General features: G+C 53.7%; 21 protein-coding genes. 16 read left to right on the top strand and 5 right to left on the bottom strand.

Annotation, left to right across the window (positions count from 1 at the left end):
- The first annotated feature begins 45 nt into the window (after nucleotides 1–45).
- From RRB22_04305 to RRB22_04315, 3 genes are read left to right on the top strand one after another with little or no spacing between them, the layout of a single operon-like run.
- Complete coding sequence (locus RRB22_04305) at nucleotides 46–1116, top strand: XRE family transcriptional regulator (GenBank protein ID MDT8383616.1); 1071 nt, start codon at nucleotides 46–48, stop codon at nucleotides 1114–1116.
- Nucleotides 1091–1594 (top strand): DUF3368 domain-containing protein, encoded by a 504-nt coding sequence (locus RRB22_04310; protein MDT8383617.1) that lies wholly within the window; start codon nucleotides 1091–1093, stop codon nucleotides 1592–1594. Before RRB22_04305 ends, RRB22_04310 begins: the two co-directional genes overlap by 26 nt.
- Before the next feature lie 3 nt (nucleotides 1595–1597).
- On the top strand, nucleotides 1598–1894 hold the full coding sequence (locus RRB22_04315; GenBank protein ID MDT8383618.1) for an SAP domain-containing protein: 297 nt from the start codon (nucleotides 1598–1600) through the stop codon (nucleotides 1892–1894).
- A 128-nt stretch (nucleotides 1895–2022) separates the two neighbouring features.
- Here the strand turns inward: RRB22_04315 and RRB22_04320 are convergent, their stop codons facing one another.
- The 3 genes from RRB22_04320 to RRB22_04330 all read right to left on the bottom strand — a co-directional run bounded on the left by RRB22_04320 (nucleotide 2023) and on the right by RRB22_04330 (nucleotide 4050).
- Entirely contained in the window at nucleotides 2023–2373 is a 351-nt protein-coding gene (locus RRB22_04320) for a Rieske (2Fe-2S) protein (protein ID MDT8383619.1), read from the bottom strand.
- Between the two features lie 13 nt (nucleotides 2374–2386).
- Nucleotides 2387–3049, bottom strand: coding sequence for a YqgE/AlgH family protein (locus RRB22_04325; protein MDT8383620.1), 663 nt, complete (start codon nucleotides 3047–3049; stop codon nucleotides 2387–2389).
- Nucleotides 3050–3180: 131 nt separating this feature from the next.
- Nucleotides 3181–4050 (bottom strand): diguanylate cyclase, encoded by an 870-nt coding sequence (locus tag RRB22_04330; GenBank protein MDT8383621.1) that lies wholly within the window; start codon nucleotides 4048–4050, stop codon nucleotides 3181–3183.
- A 455-nt stretch (nucleotides 4051–4505) separates the two neighbouring features.
- Between RRB22_04330 and RRB22_04335 the strand changes: the two genes are divergently transcribed.
- Nucleotides 4506–7373 carry a class I adenylate cyclase gene (locus RRB22_04335; protein ID MDT8383622.1) on the top strand — a complete coding sequence of 956 codons (2868 nt, stop codon included), beginning with the start codon at nucleotides 4506–4508 and terminating at the stop codon, nucleotides 7371–7373.
- A 44-nt stretch (nucleotides 7374–7417) separates the two neighbouring features.
- Here the strand turns inward: RRB22_04335 and RRB22_04340 are convergent, their stop codons facing one another.
- Both RRB22_04340 and cyaY read right to left on the bottom strand, forming a co-directional pair.
- On the bottom strand, nucleotides 7418–8086 hold the full coding sequence (locus tag RRB22_04340; protein MDT8383623.1) for an alpha/beta hydrolase: 669 nt from the start codon (nucleotides 8084–8086) through the stop codon (nucleotides 7418–7420).
- Nucleotides 8087–8092: 6 nt separating this feature from the next.
- Complete coding sequence (cyaY, locus tag RRB22_04345; protein ID MDT8383624.1) at nucleotides 8093–8416, bottom strand: iron donor protein CyaY; 324 nt, start codon at nucleotides 8414–8416, stop codon at nucleotides 8093–8095.
- Nucleotides 8417–8497: 81 nt separating this feature from the next.
- On the opposite strand from cyaY, the gene RRB22_04350 reads away from it, so the two are divergent.
- The 12 genes from RRB22_04350 (at nucleotide 8498) to RRB22_04405 (ending at nucleotide 19421) form a co-directional block, all read left to right on the top strand.
- On the top strand, nucleotides 8498–8632 hold the full coding sequence (locus RRB22_04350; protein ID MDT8383625.1) for a lipoprotein: 135 nt from the start codon (nucleotides 8498–8500) through the stop codon (nucleotides 8630–8632).
- A 70-nt stretch (nucleotides 8633–8702) separates the two neighbouring features.
- Entirely contained in the window at nucleotides 8703–9950 is a 1248-nt protein-coding gene (lysA, locus tag RRB22_04355; GenBank protein ID MDT8383626.1) for a diaminopimelate decarboxylase, read from the top strand.
- A gap of 531 nt (nucleotides 9951–10481) precedes the next feature.
- Nucleotides 10482–13955, top strand: a complete 3474-nt coding sequence (locus RRB22_04360; GenBank protein MDT8383627.1) for an adenosylcobalamin-dependent ribonucleoside-diphosphate reductase — start codon at nucleotides 10482–10484, stop codon at nucleotides 13953–13955.
- A 115-nt stretch (nucleotides 13956–14070) separates the two neighbouring features.
- Nucleotides 14071–14781, top strand: a complete 711-nt coding sequence (locus RRB22_04365; GenBank protein ID MDT8383628.1) for an NrdJb — start codon at nucleotides 14071–14073, stop codon at nucleotides 14779–14781.
- Between the two features lie 267 nt (nucleotides 14782–15048).
- A complete protein-coding gene (locus RRB22_04370; GenBank protein MDT8383629.1) occupies nucleotides 15049–15618 on the top strand; it encodes a type II toxin-antitoxin system death-on-curing family toxin in 570 nt (189 codons plus the stop codon).
- A 2-nt stretch (nucleotides 15619–15620) separates the two neighbouring features.
- Entirely contained in the window at nucleotides 15621–15938 is a 318-nt protein-coding gene (locus RRB22_04375) for a hypothetical protein (protein ID MDT8383630.1), read from the top strand.
- A 142-nt stretch (nucleotides 15939–16080) separates the two neighbouring features.
- Nucleotides 16081–16353 carry a hypothetical protein gene (locus tag RRB22_04380; GenBank protein ID MDT8383631.1) on the top strand — a complete coding sequence of 91 codons (273 nt, stop codon included), beginning with the start codon at nucleotides 16081–16083 and terminating at the stop codon, nucleotides 16351–16353.
- 103 nt (nucleotides 16354–16456) lie between these two features.
- A complete protein-coding gene (locus RRB22_04385; GenBank protein ID MDT8383632.1) occupies nucleotides 16457–16789 on the top strand; it encodes a GrlR family regulatory protein in 333 nt (110 codons plus the stop codon).
- A gap of 185 nt (nucleotides 16790–16974) precedes the next feature.
- Nucleotides 16975–17523, top strand: a complete 549-nt coding sequence (locus RRB22_04390; protein ID MDT8383633.1) for a hypothetical protein — start codon at nucleotides 16975–16977, stop codon at nucleotides 17521–17523.
- 104 nt (nucleotides 17524–17627) lie between these two features.
- Nucleotides 17628–18197 carry a hypothetical protein gene (locus RRB22_04395; protein MDT8383634.1) on the top strand — a complete coding sequence of 190 codons (570 nt, stop codon included), beginning with the start codon at nucleotides 17628–17630 and terminating at the stop codon, nucleotides 18195–18197.
- A gap of 194 nt (nucleotides 18198–18391) precedes the next feature.
- Nucleotides 18392–18934: a DUF924 family protein gene (locus RRB22_04400; protein ID MDT8383635.1), complete on the top strand. Its 543-nt coding sequence runs from the start codon at nucleotides 18392–18394 to the stop codon at nucleotides 18932–18934.
- A 100-nt stretch (nucleotides 18935–19034) separates the two neighbouring features.
- Nucleotides 19035–19421 (top strand): hypothetical protein, encoded by a 387-nt coding sequence (locus tag RRB22_04405; GenBank protein MDT8383636.1) that lies wholly within the window; start codon nucleotides 19035–19037, stop codon nucleotides 19419–19421.
- Nucleotides 19422–19535: the final 114 nt, after the last annotated feature.

A 19535-nucleotide genomic window follows, 5' to 3' on the forward strand; every position in this document is an offset into this window, starting at 1 on the left:
CACAATTATAAGAAATGATCAAGTTTTGTAAACTGGAGTGAGACCATGATTGGAGAACGAATACAGCAGGCGCGTAAAGCGTCAGGCTTATCCCTGCGTGCATTGGCCGAAAAGGCTGGTGTGTCTGCCATGGCAATATCCAAGTACGAAAACAACAAGTCCACCCCCTCATCCGGGGTGATGCTGGCCCTGGCTAAGGCTTTGCAGGTACGGACTGAGTACTTTTTACGTCGCGCTAGAGTAGAGCTACGTGAGGTTGAGTATCGTAAACATGTCAGCTTACCGAAAAAGGTACTCGATCAGATTGAAGGTGATGTTATTGAGCAAATTGAACGGTTCATTGAGCTTGAAGAGCTACTTCCAGTAAATCCTATACAGGTCTTCAAGTTGCCAAAGAGCTTGCCTAAGCAAATTGAGGATTACGAGAGAATTGAATCCATCGTGCTCGAAATCCGAAAAGCATGGGGGCTTGGTAATAATCCAATACCTGATTTGATTGATACTTTGGAAGAGCGCGGTATCAAAGTTTTTCAGTCAATTGCTTTACATGACGAAAAATTTGATGGTTTGGCGGCCACCGTCAACAGTACTCCAGTAATTGTTGTTGGAAGAGATTGGCCTGGTGATCGGCAACGTTTTACTTTGGCTCACGAACTTGGTCATCTTGTTCTTAAGAACCGATTAGCCGAGGGTTTAGATGAAGAAAAAGCAGCTAATCGGTTTGCTGGCGCATTCCTGGTACCCGCTGCCGAGGCAATAAAAGAACTAGGTAGTACTAGAAGCTGGTTAGAACCAGTCGAGCTATGTGTTCTTAAACAAACTTATGGGCTGAGCATGCGTGGCTGGATTTATCGTGCCAGCGATTTAAATATACTCAATAAAGCAGCTTCAAAAAAAATGTGGGACTATTTCCGATCCCGCAACTGGATAAAAAAAGAACCTGGAAAACAATATCCAGCAGAAAAGCCCAAACTATTCACCCAACTGGTCTTCCATGCATATGGCGAAGAGTTAGTTAGTGATTCAAAGGCTGCTGAACTAATGGGTATGTCGCTCGTTGATTTCCGAAAGATGAGAAATGTGGGGAGCTGTGAGCAAGACATTACTGATCAGTGATGCAAATATCCTGATTGATATGGATGCAGGTGGGCTACTTGAGCCCATGTTTTCACTGGAATATACGTTTGCTACGCCTGATATGCTTTATCAAGAAGAATTAGCAGAACTTCATCCGCACTTGCTTGATATGGGGCTTAAAGCGATGGAATTATCTGAGGACACAGTGCAACAACTTGTAGAGTTCAGCCAAACTTATGGCCATACAGGGGTCAGTAGTTATGACCTGGCCTCAATGGGGCTGGCACAACAGGAACAGGCACCATTGTTAACGGGCGATAGGAAACTACATCAAGTCTGTATCCAGGAAAATGTCGAAGTCCACGGAAGCTTATGGCTGGTTAATGAATTACACAGCACAAAAATCGTCAGCTTTGATGAAATTGAACTGGCTTATGAGAGAATGAAAGCAGATGGCAGTCGCCTGCCCTGGGATGAAGTCAAAAACCAGTTAAAACGATTTAGGAAAAAAAAGTAATTTATGAGTAAAAGAACGAAAAAAGATTTATTGCCTCTGATATCCCGCACACGCTTGTTGGAGCTAGCGGGAAATTACGACGTTTCAGGCCTTAGCAGTAAATCCAAAGGTGATATCGTACAGGCCATGGTCCAATATCGAAAAATTGCACTGGCAGATATGCTTGAAACATTGAAGCGTGACGAACTGAAGGATCTGTGCAAAAAATTATCACTGGATGATTCAGGTCGTGAAAAAGGTGTACTCATAGAACGCCTGGTAAATGGAAAACAAGTGGCCTCGATTGCGGAAGAGCGTTAAAGGGGTCAGCAGCGTTAAAGGGGTCAGAGCCCTTTAAGCCAGATTAGTTACATCTGCCCAGCAATTTTTCAGTATCGAATATTTATACTCGGATCAGACTGAAATATTGATCCGCAAAACGCAGCCTTTCAGGTTTCCGCGACGTCCCGGTCGATCAATCGCAGTTCCCCCTGCTGTACCTCAAGCGTGAGGGCGCGCAGCCGTTGTCCCAGGCAGGGACCCCATTCGCAGAGTCCGTTTTCAATCCTGAACAGTGCGCCATGGGTGGCGCACTGGATGCGTTGTGCGGTGATATCGAGAAACTGGTCGGGTTGCCAGTTGAGTGTGACGCCGGTATGCGGGCAGCTGTTTTCGTAGGCGTAAAAGTTGTCGTGGTGACGCACGACAAACAGGGCAAGGGGCCTGTGGTCGATGGTCAGCGTGTAGGCCTTGCCGGCGCCTTCCTCAATCTCCGCAGCACGGCCCAGGGTGTAATGCATGGGGTGGTGTGTTTTAGAGCCATCGACCAGACCAGCTCTTGCTCAGGCGCGGCCAGATCGTGGTGGTGTCATTTTCAAAGATAATATCGGGGTCGATGTTGACGACCAGCCAGTCACCGCGGGCAATCTCGGCCTGCAGCTGGCCGGGCATCCAGCCGGCATAACCGGCGTAGATGCGTGAATGTCCCGCGCGTAAATCACTAAAGGCATGTTGGGCGGTAGCGAAATAAATATTCTTGGCGATGCGGTGCATAGTGGGCTGCGGCCGGTCGGTGCGCAGCAGCACGAAGATTGCATTGCTGCTCACCGGGCCACCGAGGTACAACGGGTCTGCTCGCTGCTGTAGATGGTCGTTGTGCGGAAAGGCATCCTGCAAGGGGATGTCGGTAGGACGATTGATGGTTAGGCCGGTGGCGCCGCGTTCACTGTAATGCGTGATCAGGATAACGGCCTCCTGAAAACTGGTGCCCTCCAGCTGCGCGGTGGCGACCAGAAACCGGCCTTCATTGGCGGGCTCGGTGTCAGCGGCGGCAAGCGGCAGGCAGAGGCCGAGCCATAGCAGAGCGCTGGACCATAGCAGCGTGCAGAACCAGAGCCGGGTGCTGAACAACGCAGCGGCCCAGCGGTGCGGCGAGGTGATCGGTCGTCTGGCGATTACGATTGGCAGCATGGCCATAGTGCGCCCCCGGACATTGTGCGGAAAGATGGATTGAGTATAGCGGAGTCGGGACCGGGCCTACATCACTCGCACGGTCCTGTGCGGCCCGCTGCTTACGTGCCGAGCCGCGCCAGCGCCAGGGATTTGCCTCAGCCGGCCTGCACCGAAAACGCGCCACCCTGAATCGCGGTCTGCACTGCCTCGCTGGAGCGCGTGAGTAGCAGGCGAATGTCATCGCCCTTTTCCCAGGCGGCCACGCCGAAACAGGCCTGCGGCTGTACCGCGAGGTGTTCGTCCACGCTGATGTTGAGGGTGCTGAGCTGGGTGGAAAGTTTGTGCGCCAGGGCAATGGCGGCCACGCGATCGGTCTCCGGCAATACAAACACGAACTGCCCGGATTCGAGACGACCGACCATATCGGCCCAGCGCATCTGGTCACGCAGCAACTGACTGACCGCAATGATCACCTTGTCGATGGCCACCTGGCCGGCGGCGATGTTGATCTGCGGGAAATTGGTAATCTCCATGGTGACCACGGACAGCGGATTCTGGTAACGGCGACTGCGCGAGATGAGCGGCTCAAGCCCGCTGTGGATGGCGTTGTCATTCAGCAGGCCACTGATGGTGTCCACGGTATTGTGCTGTGCCAGTTGTTGCGCCAGTTGGGTGCGTTCCTTGCGCAGCGACTCTTCGTCGCTGACGTCCAGATAACAGACAGTCTGCAGGCCATCGAGTGCCGGCAGGGGGCAGCGCATCACGCGCCGTGGTTCGCCGCTGGACGTCTGTCCGAGCGTGAAGGGGCCGTTGCTGGTGGGAATCTGTAGGCTGGAATTGGCCTGCGCCGTGGAGCCGAGGATGGAGGCCTCGTTGCGACCGAGGCAGCTGCTGGCAAGGCACTGGGTCCAGTTGGCCATCGTGTCGTTGCACCACAAGACCAGCCCGGCATCATCGGTGATGATGATGGCCATGGGGACGTGATTCAGGATGTGATGGCTGAAGTCGAGAGTGGGGTCTTCCATGCAGGGGTGCTCCTCAGGATGCGTTGCCGGATAGGCGCTCATAGGGGTTAATGGGGTCGGCCGTGGAAAGGGAATAATCTCTGCGCTAATGGATAAGGGCCGCCCGAAGGCCGCCAATTTATTGCCGAAGCTTATCGTAACTATTTGATTATTCTGAATTGATTGCCCTTGGCGTAATTTTCTGTCTGTAAACATGGGCTTATCAGCGGTCATGGCGGAAATATCTTTAGCCCCTCGGGCAGGTTTTTGCGTGCCCCGCGGCGCGGCGAATTCTGAAAGGTTCGGGTTAATAAATAGCAATTTATGCCGAAGATATCCTGCAATGGAAAATATTCGCTGTAGCGGCGCATCGTTGGAGGTACGCGCTACGGCATTGAGCCAACAGGCTGTGTATGGATTATTCAGTGGATAATTTGCTGGATCGTTCGATGACGGACAAAAACCACAAAGCATAAATGACCAGCGACAACCTCCCCTCAGCAGCGCCCGACAGGCAGGCCAAGACCGGCACTGATCCGCTGGATGTGCGTGCGATGCGTAAGCGTTTTCTGGCAATAAACCGCGAACGCCTGCGCCGTGCGGAAGAGGCCTTACGCTATCGGACGCGCGATTTCCTGGAATTGCTACCCTTGCTGTTTCACATCAATCACGCGATGTTGCCCGGTTTTGTCTCCAAGCAAACGCCGGCGGGAATCTCGGACTGGACGCCCACCAAGAAGAGTCTTGAGGCAGGCAAGCGCCACGCCAAAAGCTTTGACTATAAAAAGCGCGCCCTGCGGACCTTCGATATCCATTCGATATTTTTGATGGGCAGTGTGGGCACGATCGGTCACTCGGAAAAAAGCGACTTTGACGTATGGGTATGCCATCGCCCGGATCTGAACAACGATCAGTTGGTGCAGCTATCCACCAAGTGTACGGATATCGAAAAATGGGGAGCGTCCGTCGGTCTGGAAGTCCACTTTTTCCTGATGGATGCCGACAAGTTCCGCAGTGGCGACGTGGTAGAGCTGAGTAGTGAGAGTAGTGGTAGTACCCAGCACCATCTCCTGCTGGAGGAGTTTTATCGCACCAGCCTGCTGGTTGCCGGACGTTACCCGGTCTGGTGGCTGGTGCCGCCGGAAGAGGAGGCGAATTATACGGAGTATGTCGCGCGCCTTATCCGCCAGCGTTTTATCCCGGAAAACGAGGTGATCGATTTCGGTGGCCTGAGCGAGGTGCCTGCCGAGGAGTTTTTTGGCGCGGCGCTGTGGCAGGTCTATAAAGGTATCGACTCGCCCTACAAGTCGGTGCTGAAGATGTTGCTGATGGAGGTCTATGCCGCAGAATATCCCAACGGTGATCTGCTCAGCCTGAGTTTTAAGCGTGCCATCTATTCCGGGGTTACTGATCTGAATCTGCTGGACCCCTACACCATCCTGATCGAAAGATTACAGCAGTACCTGTTGCATCGCGGATCACACGAACGGCTGGAACTGGTGCGGCGCTGCTTTTATTTCAAGGTAGAGCTTGCGCTCAGTCGTCACTCGCGGGTGAACCGGAACTGGCGCTGGCAGCGCATGACCGAACTGGCCAGCCTCTGGCAGTGGACCGATGGATATATCGAACACCTTGATGACAGGGCATCGTGGAATGTGCATCAGGTATTAAAAGAGCGCCGGGTGCTGGTGGACGAGATCACCCACAGCTATATGGCCCTGTCGCGTTTTGGCCGGAAGCATTCTGATCTCGCGCGCATTGAACAGAAAGACCTGAATGTCCTGGGCCGCAAATTGTACGCAGCATTTGAGCGCAAGGCCGGCAAGATCGAAACGGTGAATCGTGGTATCTCCGCCAATATTGTGGAAAGCCACATTACGATCATCCAGGGCCGGGGCAAGGAAGATGAGGAGTCGTGGGCCCTGTATCCCGGGGCGGTCGAGGCCGCCGAGCCGGGCGCCAGTCTGAAGCGGGCGCGCAGCATTCTGGAGATTCTGGCGTGGTGTCATTTCAATCGACTGATCGGGCCGCGCACCATTATCAGCCTGGTACTGAATGACGGGGTGCTGTCACTGAAAGAAACCCGGGCGATCCTGTCGACCCTGGAATCACAGTTCCCTGACGGTATCCTGCCGCCAACCGATATCGAAAGTTTCAGCGCGCCGCCGCGCATCGTGACCGGCTGTATCTTCGCCAACGTGGGCGTTGACCCGCTACCGACACATTCGCGGCGGGGTACCGGGCTGGTGAGCGATCAGTCCGACATCATGAATTACAGCGGTTTTTCACACAATCTGGCGATCAGCTTTGATCTTCTGGTGGTGACCAGCTGGAACGAGGTGATTACCTATAAATATTCCGGCATCGGCGGATTGCTGGAGTGCCTGGCACAATATCTACACTGGAACGCCACCGATGCCGAGCTATCGACGGGGCTGGCCCCGCCACCGCCCAGCGCCTACAGTTTTTCCTCCAGCCACAGTCATGCCATCGCCAAGCGCATCGAGGAACTTTTTGCTGCGGTGGCCGGGGTGTTTTCCACAGCCACGGGCACGGGGGAAGCGCGCTATATCTTGCAGGTGGAAAAATCCTATTACCTGCTCGAATCGTATCAGGGTTCTTTCAAATACAGTTATCAGCCGACCTATGAATCCTTGCTGGGCCAGCTGGCCGAGCCGCAGGAAGTTTTCCGGCCGATAAAGGTCGATCGGCATGCGATGCACAATACGCCGCTGCCGACGATCCTTGGCAAAAACAGAACCGGCTTTATCCAGATGTTTTATTACTCACTGGGTAAAGAGGTGGATATTTTTGTGCTGGATGAAAATGGCTCGCTGTTTCACCAGCGCATTCCCTACTTCGAGGATGGGGCGCTGGTGAATCACTACAGCCGGTTTTTTGATGCCGTGCTTAACCGGCAGAGCTTCATGTTTCAGGACAGTCACGCCAGCCTGATGCTAGACGCGCTGGAGATATTCAAGGTCAGGCATCGCCACAATAAATATGATCTTGAACGTCAGGCCGTGGATGTCGATCGGCCCATGAACTATTTTAATGTGCAGGTGATTGGCGACATGGTGAACCAGAATACCGCCTTCACCGTGTACTGTAATGACGAGGAATTTTCCTCGCTGGATCACGGCACCTCGTTGTTCAAGGAGGTTGCGCGCTATGTGCTGCGAATGCGCAACAGTGGCCAGCGTTATCCCATCTACATCACCGATGTCGATCTGTCGCCGACCCTGCTGGGTGCGCGGCGCGCCGACAAGGTGCAGGCCATCGATTATCTGAAATACAAGAAACGCATCGAAGAGAAGCTCAACAAGGAACTGAACAGGCTTTAACTCAGGCTTTAACTCAGGCTTGAACTCAGGCTTGAACTCAGACTTTATCTCAGGCAGTTACTCAGCCAGGCGGAGATGTCGTCGATCTCATCCGCGCACACGCTGTGCTCCATGTCGTAGCTTTTCCATTCCACCGGGTAGCCCAGCTGTTGCAGTCGCTCGCGACTCTCCTTGCCGAGGTGAAAGGCGACGACCGGGTCCTGTCGTCCATGTGCGATAAAAACGGGCGTGTCACGATTGTCGGGCGCATAGTCTGCGGCGGGCGTCTGGCATAACGGAAGATAGCTGGACAGGGCGCCGATCCCGGCCAGTCGCTGCGGGTGTCGCAGGCCGGTATACAGGGCGACCGCGCCACCCTGCGAGAAGCCCAGCAGCACGATGCGGTGAGTGGGGATGCCGCGTTCGTTTTCGGCCTGGATCAGGGCCTCGATGCGCTGTTGGGCATCGACCAGGCCCGGCTGGTCCTCATGTCTCAGCTCATCCAGCGAATAGATGTCGTACCAGGCGCGCATCGCGTAGCCGCCATTGCAGGTCACCGGGCGCACGGGGGCGTGCGGAAACAGGAAGCGGATGCCGGGATTTTCCGGCAACCCAAGCTGGGGCACCACAGGCACAAAATCGCTGCCGTCGGCCCCGAGGCCGTGCAGCCAGATGACAGCGGCGGTGGGCGAGGGGGAGGTGTCGATCTCGATGTGGCTGTCGAACTGCCTCATGGAATGCTAGGCAGAGGCCTTGAGCGCCACGCTCTCGCCCGACTGTTCGCTGAGCGCCTTGTTCAGAAAGCTCACCAGTTCCAGCTCGCCCTGCTTCCAGCAATGCGCCTCAGGATCGTAGTCGAAATGGAACCCCCCCGAGCGCGCGGCCACCCAGATCTGGCGGGAAGGCTCCTGGCGATTAATGATCACCTGCGAGCCATTTTCACATTCGATGGTGAGGATGCCGCTGGCCGAATCCCAGTCCAGCTCCGCGTCGCAGTCATCCAGCGCATCTTCAATGGCGGACAACATGTCATCGACTTTCTGGTTGAATTCGCCTGGCTCCACTGCGGTCATCTCCTGCGATTAAGGGTATTAGGCTTCCGCCCGTGGTCTGTTTATAATGGCGAACGCAAAGGGGGATTATTCATGAAACCGTGCTGGGCACAATATCTACTTTGGTTGGTGATCGCCGTGCTGGGCACCGGCAGCCTGTTAAGCGCCTGCGGCCAGAAGGGCAGCCTTACCCGTCCGGACCCGGCCAGCGAACAACGCGCCGACTGAAACGCACCTCTTTTTTCAACGCAGCCTATCCCATTCCCTGTTCACAGCAGATACCGAAAGACACTAAAAGATGAATCATTTTGAATACCGTGGCGGACGCCTGTTCGCCGAAGACGTGGATGTGCAACGCATCATCGACGAGGTCGGCTCGCCGTGTTATGTCTATTCGCGTGCCACGCTGGAACGGCACTGGAAGGCCTTTGACAGTGTACTGGGCGGCCACGAACATCTGATCTGTTATGCCGTAAAGGCCAACTCCAACCTGGCAGTGCTGAACCTGCTGGTGCGCCTGGGTTCGGGTTTCGATATCGTCTCCGCCGGTGAATTGCGACGGGTGATTGCCGCCGGCGGCCACCCGTCCAAGGTGGTGTTTTCCGGGGTGGGTAAAAGCGTCGACGAGATGCGTTACGCCCTGCAGCTGGGGATCCGCTGCTTTAATGTCGAGTCGCTGGCCGAGCTCGAACGCCTCAACGAGGTCGCCGCTGAGGTCGGCGTGCGTGCACCGGTGTCGCTACGGGTTAACCCCGATGTGGACGCCAGGACCCATCCCTATATCTCCACCGGCCTGAAAGAAAACAAGTTTGGCATCGACATCGAAGCTGCACCGGCGGTCTATCGTCGCGCCGCCGAGCTGTTAAACCTTGACGTCATCGGCATTGATTGCCACATCGGCTCCCAGCTCAGCGACCTGACCCCGTTTGTCGATGCGCTGGATCGCGTGCTGCTGCTGATCGACAGCCTGGCCGCGCAGGGCATCCATCTGCGCCACATCGACCTGGGTGGCGGCCTGGGCATCACCTATCGTGATGAGACCCCGCCCAGCCCGGCCGAATATGCCGCCGCCCTGCTGGGTCCGCTGAAGGCCCGCGCCCTGGAGATCATCCTCGAACCGGGGCGGGCCATCGTGGGGAATGCCGGCATCCTGCTGACGAGGGTGGAATACCTCAAGCACGGCGCGGAGAAAAATTTCGCCATCGTCGATGCCGCCATGAACGACCTGATCCGCCCCGCCCTGTATGGCGCGTGGCAGGACATCGTCCCCGTGCAGCCGCGCGCGGGTGATGGGGCGCAGGTCTACGATGTGGTGGGCCCGGTGTGTGAGACGGGGGATTTTCTCGGCAAGGATCGCAGCCTCGACATCGTCGCCGGTGATGTGCTGGCGGTGCGCTCCGCCGGGGCCTACGGCTTCACCATGAGCTCTAACTATAATTCCCGCCCCAGGGTGGCCGAGGTGATGGTCGACGGCGACCGCTTCCAGATCGTCCGCCAGCGGGAAGCGGTAGAGGATCTGTGGCGGGGAGAAAGCCTGCTGCGCTAAGGTCACAGCCTAGGCCAGTCCAGGCCCATTCGGCGCCGGGCGAACCCGGCGACTCCCACACGGGCGGCCCCATCGAGGCCGCCCGTTTTTGTCCGGCCTCCGTGGGCCATGCCCCATGTGCCGATCTGCGACGTTAAATGACCCCCTGTTATGAATTGGTGATAAGCAGGCAACGGCGGGTATTGCTGGGGTGATGACGGGTAATCCCCCAATTCCGGGCAGATTTGGGCCACAAGATATTGTGTATATGTGATTTTTTTATAAAAAAAATATACCCGAAAAAACCTCGAGGTTTATTGATCCTTTGCTATTATCTTGTTGTTTTGGTTGATTTTTATGGGGCCCATTTTTTCGGGCCCCGTCTGTTGACAGCACAGGATACGGGGCTTAACCTTGCCTGCGAACACAACATCTAGTGGTTGTGCTTCTCGGGGGGATCTACGCAGGTGCTATGGGGGGCAGCGAAAGCTGGCCGGCACAGGCGTAGATGCAAGACGATCAAAAATTCACAGCGACGAGGATGTCCGTCAAATGAAAGCCGCTTCTATTAAATCCGTATCGACCAGCGTCGAAGATATTCCTTTCCAGGCCGCCTCGGTGGACATCTGGGAGAAAAAGTACCGCCTGCAGAGCAAGGACGGCAAGATCATCGATGAGACCATCGACGACACCTACCGCCGGGTGGCGAACGCGCTGGCCGATGTGGAAGAGACCGAGGCCAAGCGCAAGGAATGGCGCGGGCATTTCCTGTGGGCCCTGCGCCATGGCGCGATCCCCGCCGGCCGCATCACCTCCAACGCCGGCGCCCTGGCCTACAAGCCGGCCACCTCGACCATCAACTGCACCGTCTCCGGCACCATCCACGACTCCATGAACGACATCCTGGAGAAGGTGCACGAGGCCGGCCTGACCCTGAAGGCGGGCTGCGTGGCTCCCGACACCACCGTGGTCACGGAACACGGCGTGGTTAGCGCAGAGCGCGCGGTATGCGAGCGCCATCAGCAGATGCTCTGCTACGATCGCGACAGCGGCCGCTTTGAAATGCGCCACATCGAAGAACACATGACCACCCATGTGCCGCGTGCGGACAACATTGAGATCGTCTCCAACGGCACCACCCTTAAGACCTCCATCAAACATCCGGTGCTGGTGTACCGCAACGCCAGGCTGAGCTATGTGCGCGCCGACGAAGTGCGCGAGGACGATGGCCTGGTGCATCACGCCTTTGAATGGAAGGCAGACGCGACCAATGCCTTGCAGGCCTGGTTCGCCGGCGCGCACCTGGGCGATGGCAGTGCCTACGAAAAACAGATCGCCTACAAGGGTAGCCGCCAGGCCTGGGCGCAGAAGGCCCGCGCCGCCGGCCGCCGCCTGGTGTTCAAGATCCGCGCCGCCGAACGTGAAGTCGTCGAGCGCTACGCGGCCTTCTTCCACTCCTTCTGCGGCAGTCAGGCCCAGGTGGTCGCCACCGCCACGCCCAATGGCACGCCCGTGTGGGGCTACACCGTCGCCAGCTTCAAGGCCAGCGCCGCCGCCGATCTCATCGATCATCAGATCGGCAAGAAGACTGCCGCCCTGCGCGTGCCGAGCTGGGTGGCCGCCCATCCCGAGCGCCACTTTTTACCGTTCCTCGCCGGCCTCATCGACACCGATGGCACCGTGAGCACCGAGCACGGCAGTGTCACCATCGCCATGCAGAGCCACACCTTCGCCGAACAACTGCAAGGCCTGCTCGGTCTGTTCGGCGTGCATGCCGCTATCACCGTGCGCAAGCCGCGCGAGCATGTCTATCAGGGAAATGTCATCCGCGACAGCGGTGGCGCCATGCTGAAAATTTCCGATTCGGATTTCCTGCACGCGGTGGCCGAACACATGGCCGACAGCGGCAAGCGCCGCCGCATTCACGATCACGCCAGCCAGTCCGGCCAGTACGACCGTTACCTGCTGCCGCAGCAACTCAAGACCGCGCTAGCCGCGGAACTGGAAGGCCTCGGCCACCACGAACGCCAGGCGCTCGGCTTCTATCACGGCTATCACGAAAAAAGCGTGGTCAGCCGAATCTGGTTAGACCGCTGGAGCACGCGCTTCCCGCACTTGCGCGCGGTGATCAACTTCGCCCGCACCCTGCGTCCGGTGGAGACCGTGCGCCGCAACCTGCCCATTGGTGAGACCTTCTACGATTTCACCGTGGAAAAACATCACAACTATCTCGCCGGCGAAAACGGCCTGATGGTTATCCACAACTGCGGCATCGGCTATGAATTTTCCACCCTGCGTCCCCGGGGGGCCTTTGTGGCCGGCGCCGGCGCCTACACCTCCGGCCCGCTGTCGTTCATGGATATCTACGACAAGATGTGTTTCACCGTGTCTTCCGCCGGCGGCCGCCGTGGTGCGCAGATGGCGACCTTCGATGTGGGCCATCCCGACGTGCTGGATTTCGTCCTCGCCAAGCGCGAAGACGGCCGCCTGCGCCAGTTCAACCTGTCGCTGCTCATCACCCAGGAATTCATCGAGGCCGTCAAGGCCGACATCGACTGGAAGCTGGCCTTCCCGCTGACCGACAAAGAGGCGGAGATCGACGGCATCGACCTGAACAACCCCGAGCAGGTGGTATGGCGCGAATGGCCCACCCACGACAAGTACATCGTCAACGAAGAAGGCCTGGTGGCCTGCAAGGTCTACCGCACCATCCGCGCCCAGCGTCTGTGGGACGTCATCATGTCCTCCACCTATGACTACGCCGAGCCCGGCTTCATCCTCATCGACAAGGTCAATGAGATGAACAACAACTGGTTCTGCGAAAACATCCGCGCGACCAACCCTTGCGGCGAACAGCCTCTTCCGCCCTATGGCTCCTGCCTGCTGGGCTCGATCAACCTCACCAAGTTTGTGCGCAACCCGTTCACCGACGAGGCCGCATTCGACTGGGAAAAATTCCGCAAGACCGTGGCCATCTTTACCCGCATGCTGGACAACGTGGTCGAGATCAATGGCCTGCCACTGGAAGGTCAGCGCGAGGCCATCCTCAACAAGCGCCGCCACGGCATGGGCTACCTGGGCCTGGGTTCCACCCTCACCCTGATGCAGATGAAATACGGCTCCGACGAATCGCTGGAGTTCACCGAGCGCGTCACCCGCGAGCTGGCCATGGTGGGCTGGGAGACCGGCGTCCAGCTGGCCGAGGAAAAGGGCCCGGCACCGGTACTGGAGCAGGACTACACCGTCACCGCCGCGATGCTGCGCAAGCGCCCCGAAATGAAGACCGACGGCTACAAGGTCGGCGACACGGTCAAGGGCAAGGTACTGCTCGCCCGTTACAGCCGCTACATGCAGCAGGTCGGCAGCGTGAATCCCGAGCTGGTCGCGGAGATGGCCGAGAAGGGTTGCCGCTTCACCCATCACAGCTCCATCGCCCCCACCGGCACCATCTCCCTGTCGCTGGCCAACAACGCCAGTAACGGCATCGAGCCCAGCTTCGCCCACCTGTATTCGCGCAACGTGATCCGCGAAGGCAAGAAGAGCAAGGAAAAGGTCGACGTCTGCTCCTTCGAGCTGCTGGCCTATCGCAAGATGGTCAACACCGACGCCATGCCGTTTGCCGAAGACGAACGCAACAAGCTGCCCGAGTATTTCATCAGCGCCGATGACATCGCGCCCAAGGCCCACGTCGACATCCAGGCCGCCGCGCAGAAGTGGATCGACTCCAGCATCTCCAAAACCGCCAACGTGCCGACCGACTTCGCCTACGCGCAGTTCAAGGACATCTATCTCTACGCCTACGAAAAGGGGCTCAAGGGCTGCACCACCTTCCGCTTCAACCCGGAAGTGTTCCAGGGCGTGCTGGTCAAGGAGCAGGACCTGGAGAACACCACCTACCGCTTCACACTCGAAGATGGCAGCGTGGTCGAGGTCAAAGGCAATGAAGAGATCGAATACGACGGCGAGATGCACTCCGCCGCCAATCTCTACGACGCCCTCAAGGAAGGCTACTACGGCAAATTCTGACCGCCGCCATCAACAGCGAGATGCAGAAGCGCCCCCTGGGCCACAACACACACTACAAAATATTCCGTCGTCGTAAAGCGCAAGCGCCAACGACGGCGAGCTGGGAGCAGACACCATGGCCATCAAGCTAGACAAAAAGATCGTAAGTTACAGCGTCGTCAAGGAAGACGAGGAAAAACCGCAACTCAAGGTATTGCCGCCGGAAGAAGAGCTGATCACCGAAAGCAATGTCGTGCACATGCACGAAAAAGTGGAGCGCCCGGAAATGCTGCTCGGCTCCACCTACAAGATCAAGACCCCGCTGTCCGAGCACTCCCTGTATCTCACCATCAACGACATGGTGCTGAATCCGGGCACCGAACACGAACTGCGTCGCCCCTTCGAGATCTTCATCAATTCGAAAAATATGGACCACTTCCAGTGGATCGTCGCCCTCACGCGCATCATCTCCGCCGTGTTCCGTAAAGGCGGCGACGTCACCTTCCTGGTCGACGAACTGCGCTCCGTGTTCGACCCCCGCGGCGGCTACTTCAAGAAAGGCGGAAAATACATGCCTTCTCTGGTGGGCGAACTGGGCGACGCCATCGAAAGCCACCTCAAATACATCGGCATGATCAAGGACGACGAGCTGGACGAACACCAGAAAAAACTCATCGCCGAAAAGCGCGCCCTGTTCGAAGCCGAACAAAAGCAGGCCGCCTGTGACGATGTCGCCTCAGACTTCCCCGCCGGCTCACAGCTCTGCGCCAAATGCAGTACCAAGGCCGTGATAAAGATGGATGGGTGTATGACGTGTCTTAACTGCGGCGACTCCAAATGCGGTTAAGAGCGGCGCGAGGAATCCGCAGGTGCGTCGCCTAAAGCGCCTACTGTTGGTGCAGCACATTTTGAAAATACTCACGTACTGGTTGTACGCTTCGTTTTTCAAAAGGCACCGCGCCTTGCCTGCGAATCCCTCACTTGCTCTTAACAGGGTGGTAATTTTAAAGGCGGCTTCGGCTGCCTTTTTTTATAGGACGCGATTAGAGGCTTTGACTCTTTAAGGCTTGAGCCTTTAAGGCTGGCTCCTCAAAAATTGTAGAATGAATAATAAATGTATTTTTTAGCTGAACCATTGCATGAAGAATATTTAAGGTGGGTGGATATTATTGGGGAAGAAGATCCTTACGCCACTCAAAATACTATGGGTATCCATGATGTTTTGCGTGCCCATTTTCTAATCATCGATTATTTTTATAATGAAAAAGATTTAGAGGGAGTTGGTGGAATAGGGCCAAAGAATATTGATTCATTGCATTCAGCTCTCTACAGACAGTTTATGGGGTTTGATGGTAAAGAAAAATGGAATAATGATTTTCAAAGATGTGCAACTCTTATGTTTGGCCTAATAAAAGATCACCCGTTCCATGATGCTAATAAGAGGACAGCATTCTTAGTGTCGCTTTATTTTTTGCATAAGATGGGGAGGCTGCCGGAAGTGCAGCAGAAGGAGTTTGAGGACTTCACCGTGGATATAGCTGAAGATAACCTAAAAAGATTTAGGCGATTTAAAGATTTGCGAAAAACCGGTGATGATCCAGAGATATTGTTTATAGCTGATTTTTTGAGACGAAAATCGAGAGAAAGTGATAGCAGGTACTATACGGTACCTATAGAGAGTTAAATGTGCTGCTTAGGAAGTTCGGCTATGGGCTTGAGAATCCTCACGGAAATAGAATAGATGTTGTTAAATATGAAGAAACTTTTGTTTTGTCTAGAGTCTTTGGTAGAGCAAAAACGAAAACTAGACGAGTAGCACAGATTGGCTTTCCTGGCTGGAAAAAACAGGTTGGTAAAGGTGCGATTAGTACTGTACGGAATGCGGCAAGCCTAACTCAGAAAAATGGGAATATTGATTCAAAGACATTTTTTCATGGGGCTGATCCAATGGAGTCCTTGATTGATAGGTATCATGAGCCTCTTCTGCGATTGGCTTACCGATAAATACGATAGCACTAACGAACGTTCGATTAAAGAGGCTGGGAAAACCGAATCAGTGAGCAATTGTTACTATTATTACCGGGCTGGAGTATCAGAGAAAAAGCTTTTCTGACCCTATTTATTTATTTGAATAAGGATGTCGACAATGGAAACAGCAGAAGAAGTACAAGTTTTATCTGGTAGGGTTGGTGAGCTTTCGAAAGCAATCATGAGTGTTTCTGAAGTTGCAAGCAAAGATCAAGTGCTATTTAAAAAGTTCCTTCAAGCTGAGAGAAAAGAGCTTACGGGCTCAATCGGCGCGGCGACAGATAAGCTTGATAAATCTTCAAAGGCCAGTTTGTGGCTTACATCGGCAATTGCATTTTTTGCTTTTGTTGAGGCGGGAAGTATTTTTTATGATGCCTTTCTTAAAAATTAATATGGCTACGGAAAATAGCCCTCTGTCAAAAAACCCCCAGTCGACCGCGAATATAACGGATAAGTTAAAACGTTAGCACCAAAAAAACAAAGAGGATAGAAGGATGATAGAAGCGTTGTATGGAGTAGAATTTGTCTCGAGTTTGAATAATGGTGGTTATGGGGTGGTAGTTCTGGAAACCGGCCGAGTTCTAGGCGGTGATTCATCATTTGTCTTCGTTGGTGGCTACGAAGTAAAAAATGGCAAAGTCCATGCAAAAGTTAAATGCACAAATGACAGGGGAACGCTCCAGTCCATCTTTGGTAGCTTAAAAGAATTTAATTTGCTGCTTGAAGGCATTCCCCATGAGAATGAGTTTATTCTTCAAGGCCTCATGCTTGAAAATCCTGATATGAAAATTAGCATTAAGCTTACTCGAAGAGCGGAGTTGCCATAAGCGCTGCAGTGTTAAGGGGTCAGAGCCCTTCAATAGAGAAAAAAGGGTGGTCCTGATTATTGAGAGTGGTCAGATCGTGAAGGTGGAGTAACTATGCCTGGCAATTCCGGGGACAGTATACTTATTAATCACTTCAACCCGTTTCAGATAATGAAAATAGGTATACTGTCCCCGGATTCCAAATCATGGATAGATTAATCACAACCGTAGTAACGAGCGCACTTGTAGCTACTGTTGCAGGAGCAGCTATAAATGCATGGCTTGATAATAGGAAATCAAAGCATGCAACAAGATTCGAAGCCTTAAGTGCTGCTGTCTCCCTGGAAGGGTATGCGCTAGCATGCTCTGACAAGATAGCCGATCACGATCTGGCGCTTAGCTCTGATGGGCATGCTGGAGCATTTCTTGGTAGCGTTCCTGAATTTTCCGAATTATCAGTCATAGCGGGTTTTCTTCGGCCAAAGAAGGCATCAGTTGCTAATCGCCTGATGATTTTTCCTCAGGATATTCGCCAAGCTGGTCAACAAATTGCATTCTGGTGGGATGTCACAGCAGATGCTGAACAAACACACGCTGCAGCTGTTATACAAGTTTCACAAATTGGCATAATGGCTATGGATCTCGCAAAAGACATGAGAGAAGCCTTCGAATTACCATCACGAGAATTAGTCTTCGGAGCGTACAATGTAAGACAAACATTAACTGAAAATATCAAAGAACATTCGGATGTTTGAAATTATTTTCCTAAAAAGGCGCTCAAGTTGACTCCAAAAGCGGTTCTCCTATCGTCGCACAGCTTTTGGAGTCAGCTGAGCTTAAACGTTAGGCATCAAATCTTATGCCAATAAATAATGACGATGAACTGACAGCCGCAGTTGCAAGAGCTGGTGAGTTACTGCAGGAAATTCAGGACTATGCCAAGCGTGACTTTTCAAAACCCGCCAAAGTTCGTTTTCCTCGGGGGTATATACGACCGGCCGCAGAGGGTCGCACTAGATTGGGGTTCCTTAATCACTCCCACCTTAAGAGCAATATCTCCTACACCATGCTGTTATCAGACGTACAACACTGGCTCTTGGTGAGAACAGACCTTTCTGGCACCGCAAAGGAAATGGTCATAAAGCTTCAAATATTTTTGCTTGGAAGCATTGTTGAAAGCGCAACAAAAGTTTTTCTTAAGGGAAAGTGTGGCGGCAATTACGCGAAAAGAACTGAGCATCTTGAGAACAGCGGAATTATTTCGGCCCACCTACATGCCGAACTTGATTGGTTGTGGGAGCTAAGAAACAAGATGCACTTATTTCAACTTGATAACACCGAATGGCTGTCGACTGACTACACAGTCTCTAATCACAATCGTGCTGTTCGTGCATTTAAGTCGCTCTTGGAGGAGCTTAACCGGGCTTAAGGGGTCACGGGCTTAAGGGGTCAGAGCCCTTTAATAGAGAATAAAAGGGTGATCCTTATTGTTGAGGGTGGTCATGTCGTGAAGGTGGAGTAACTATGCACGGCAATTGCATTGCGTTTGCTCGCTGTCGTTCGCTGGGGCGCACCAAGCCGCGGCGCGCTCCATATGCTAACTTGTATGTGTAAGGAGCGATAATGAAACCCATAGAAATAATCGACTTTTGGTATGCTGATCCAATGCGGAAGCATTGGTTTTCCTCGACACCTGAATTGGACAATCAGATCAGAGATCGATACGAGAAAGTGTGGATAGAATCTTCTAGGGGGGAATATGATGAATGGCAAAACACCCCAGAAGGGAGTTTGGCACTGGTAATAGTGCTAGATCAATTTCCTCTTAATATGTTTAGAGGAGAAGCGAAGAGCTTTCAAACCGAAAAAAAGGCTATTGAAGTTGCCTTATCGGCTATCAATAGAGGTTTTGATAAAAAACTTGAAAAGAATCATCTGTCTTTTTTGTTTATGCCGCTGATGCATAGTGAAAATATTGATCATCAGGAGCTGTCGGTTGAGTTGTTCAAGAAGTATGAGTTAAAAGACAATATAACATTTGCGGAGCATCATAGAGATATCGTGAAAAAATATGGACGTTTTCCGCATAGAAATCAAATTCTCGGCCGCGAAAGCAGTGAAGCAGAAATAGAATATTTAAGTTCTGAAAATGCATTTAAGGGTTAAAACAAAATTGATTGGTGTCAGAGAGCAATTGTTTCAAATATAGGTTTGACGCGATTCATTACTCTGTTGAGCGTGGCCAGAGAAAGATGCTGCGAAATTCATGCGATTAAAGGGTTTGGGGATGGGGCGTTTTTTTGATAATTGGGCCTGGGCGCATCGCAATGCACGGGCTTGGGGCATGGTGGTTGCGCTTGCGGGGATGCTTGCCTGGACCCTGTGGGAGACCAGCGCTGAGCGTGTGGAATACCGTGAGCTAACAGGCCAGTTATTAGAGGTAAAGGGTGAGGATGACTTGGATAAAAATGCCCTTCTGGTGGGCAGGATTCAATTGCCCGACGGTACGGAAATTAAACTTATTTTACCCCCTCAGCAGCCACACCCTAAAGCGGGTGACACGGTGCCATTAATCTATGAACGTTACGATGATGGTCAGGCGTATTATTTTTTCAATACCCTGAGTTGGGTTAGTAACGGTGGTATGCCTTGAAATTAATAGGGTTAGAGTCGATTCCTTAAAAAGGAGATTCACCGTGGCCTTATTCATTGTCCTGTTCATTGCCTACGGGAATAAATATAATAAATGGACTCAGAGTCACCATCG

Source organism: Gammaproteobacteria bacterium (genome assembly GCA_032250735.1).
Lineage (GTDB): Bacteria > Pseudomonadota > Gammaproteobacteria > SZUA-152 > SZUA-152 > SZUA-152.

Bases quoted from the DNA above. Each gene is read 5' to 3' on its own strand.
- RRB22_04320 (MDT8383619.1), bottom strand. From the start codon at position 2,373: ATGCATTACACCCTGGGCCGTGCTGCGGAGATTGAGGAAGGCGCCGGC.
- RRB22_04380 (MDT8383631.1), top strand. From the start codon at position 16,081: ATGGAAACAGCAGAAGAAGTACAAGTTTTATCTGGTAGGGTTGGTGAG.
- RRB22_04305 (MDT8383616.1), top strand. From the start codon at position 46: ATGATTGGAGAACGAATACAGCAGGCGCGTAAAGCGTCAGGCTTATCC.
- RRB22_04370 (MDT8383629.1), top strand. From the start codon at position 15,049: ATGTATTTTTTAGCTGAACCATTGCATGAAGAATATTTAAGGTGGGTG.
- RRB22_04400 (MDT8383635.1), top strand. From the start codon at position 18,392: ATGAAACCCATAGAAATAATCGACTTTTGGTATGCTGATCCAATGCGG.
- RRB22_04385 (MDT8383632.1), top strand. From the start codon at position 16,457: ATGATAGAAGCGTTGTATGGAGTAGAATTTGTCTCGAGTTTGAATAAT.
- lysA (MDT8383626.1), top strand. From the start codon at position 8,703: ATGAATCATTTTGAATACCGTGGCGGACGCCTGTTCGCCGAAGACGTG.
- RRB22_04315 (MDT8383618.1), top strand. From the start codon at position 1,598: ATGAGTAAAAGAACGAAAAAAGATTTATTGCCTCTGATATCCCGCACA.
- RRB22_04325 (MDT8383620.1), bottom strand. From the start codon at position 3,049: ATGGCCATGCTGCCAATCGTAATCGCCAGACGACCGATCACCTCGCCG.
- RRB22_04360 (MDT8383627.1), top strand. From the start codon at position 10,482: ATGAAAGCCGCTTCTATTAAATCCGTATCGACCAGCGTCGAAGATATT.
- RRB22_04340 (MDT8383623.1), bottom strand. From the start codon at position 8,086: ATGAGGCAGTTCGACAGCCACATCGAGATCGACACCTCCCCCTCGCCC.
- RRB22_04335 (MDT8383622.1), top strand. From the start codon at position 4,506: ATGACCAGCGACAACCTCCCCTCAGCAGCGCCCGACAGGCAGGCCAAG.
- RRB22_04405 (MDT8383636.1), top strand. From the start codon at position 19,035: ATGCGATTAAAGGGTTTGGGGATGGGGCGTTTTTTTGATAATTGGGCC.
- RRB22_04390 (MDT8383633.1), top strand. From the start codon at position 16,975: ATGGATAGATTAATCACAACCGTAGTAACGAGCGCACTTGTAGCTACT.
- RRB22_04395 (MDT8383634.1), top strand. From the start codon at position 17,628: ATGCCAATAAATAATGACGATGAACTGACAGCCGCAGTTGCAAGAGCT.
- RRB22_04365 (MDT8383628.1), top strand. From the start codon at position 14,071: ATGGCCATCAAGCTAGACAAAAAGATCGTAAGTTACAGCGTCGTCAAG.
- RRB22_04330 (MDT8383621.1), bottom strand. From the start codon at position 4,050: ATGGAAGACCCCACTCTCGACTTCAGCCATCACATCCTGAATCACGTC.
- RRB22_04350 (MDT8383625.1), top strand. From the start codon at position 8,498: ATGAAACCGTGCTGGGCACAATATCTACTTTGGTTGGTGATCGCCGTG.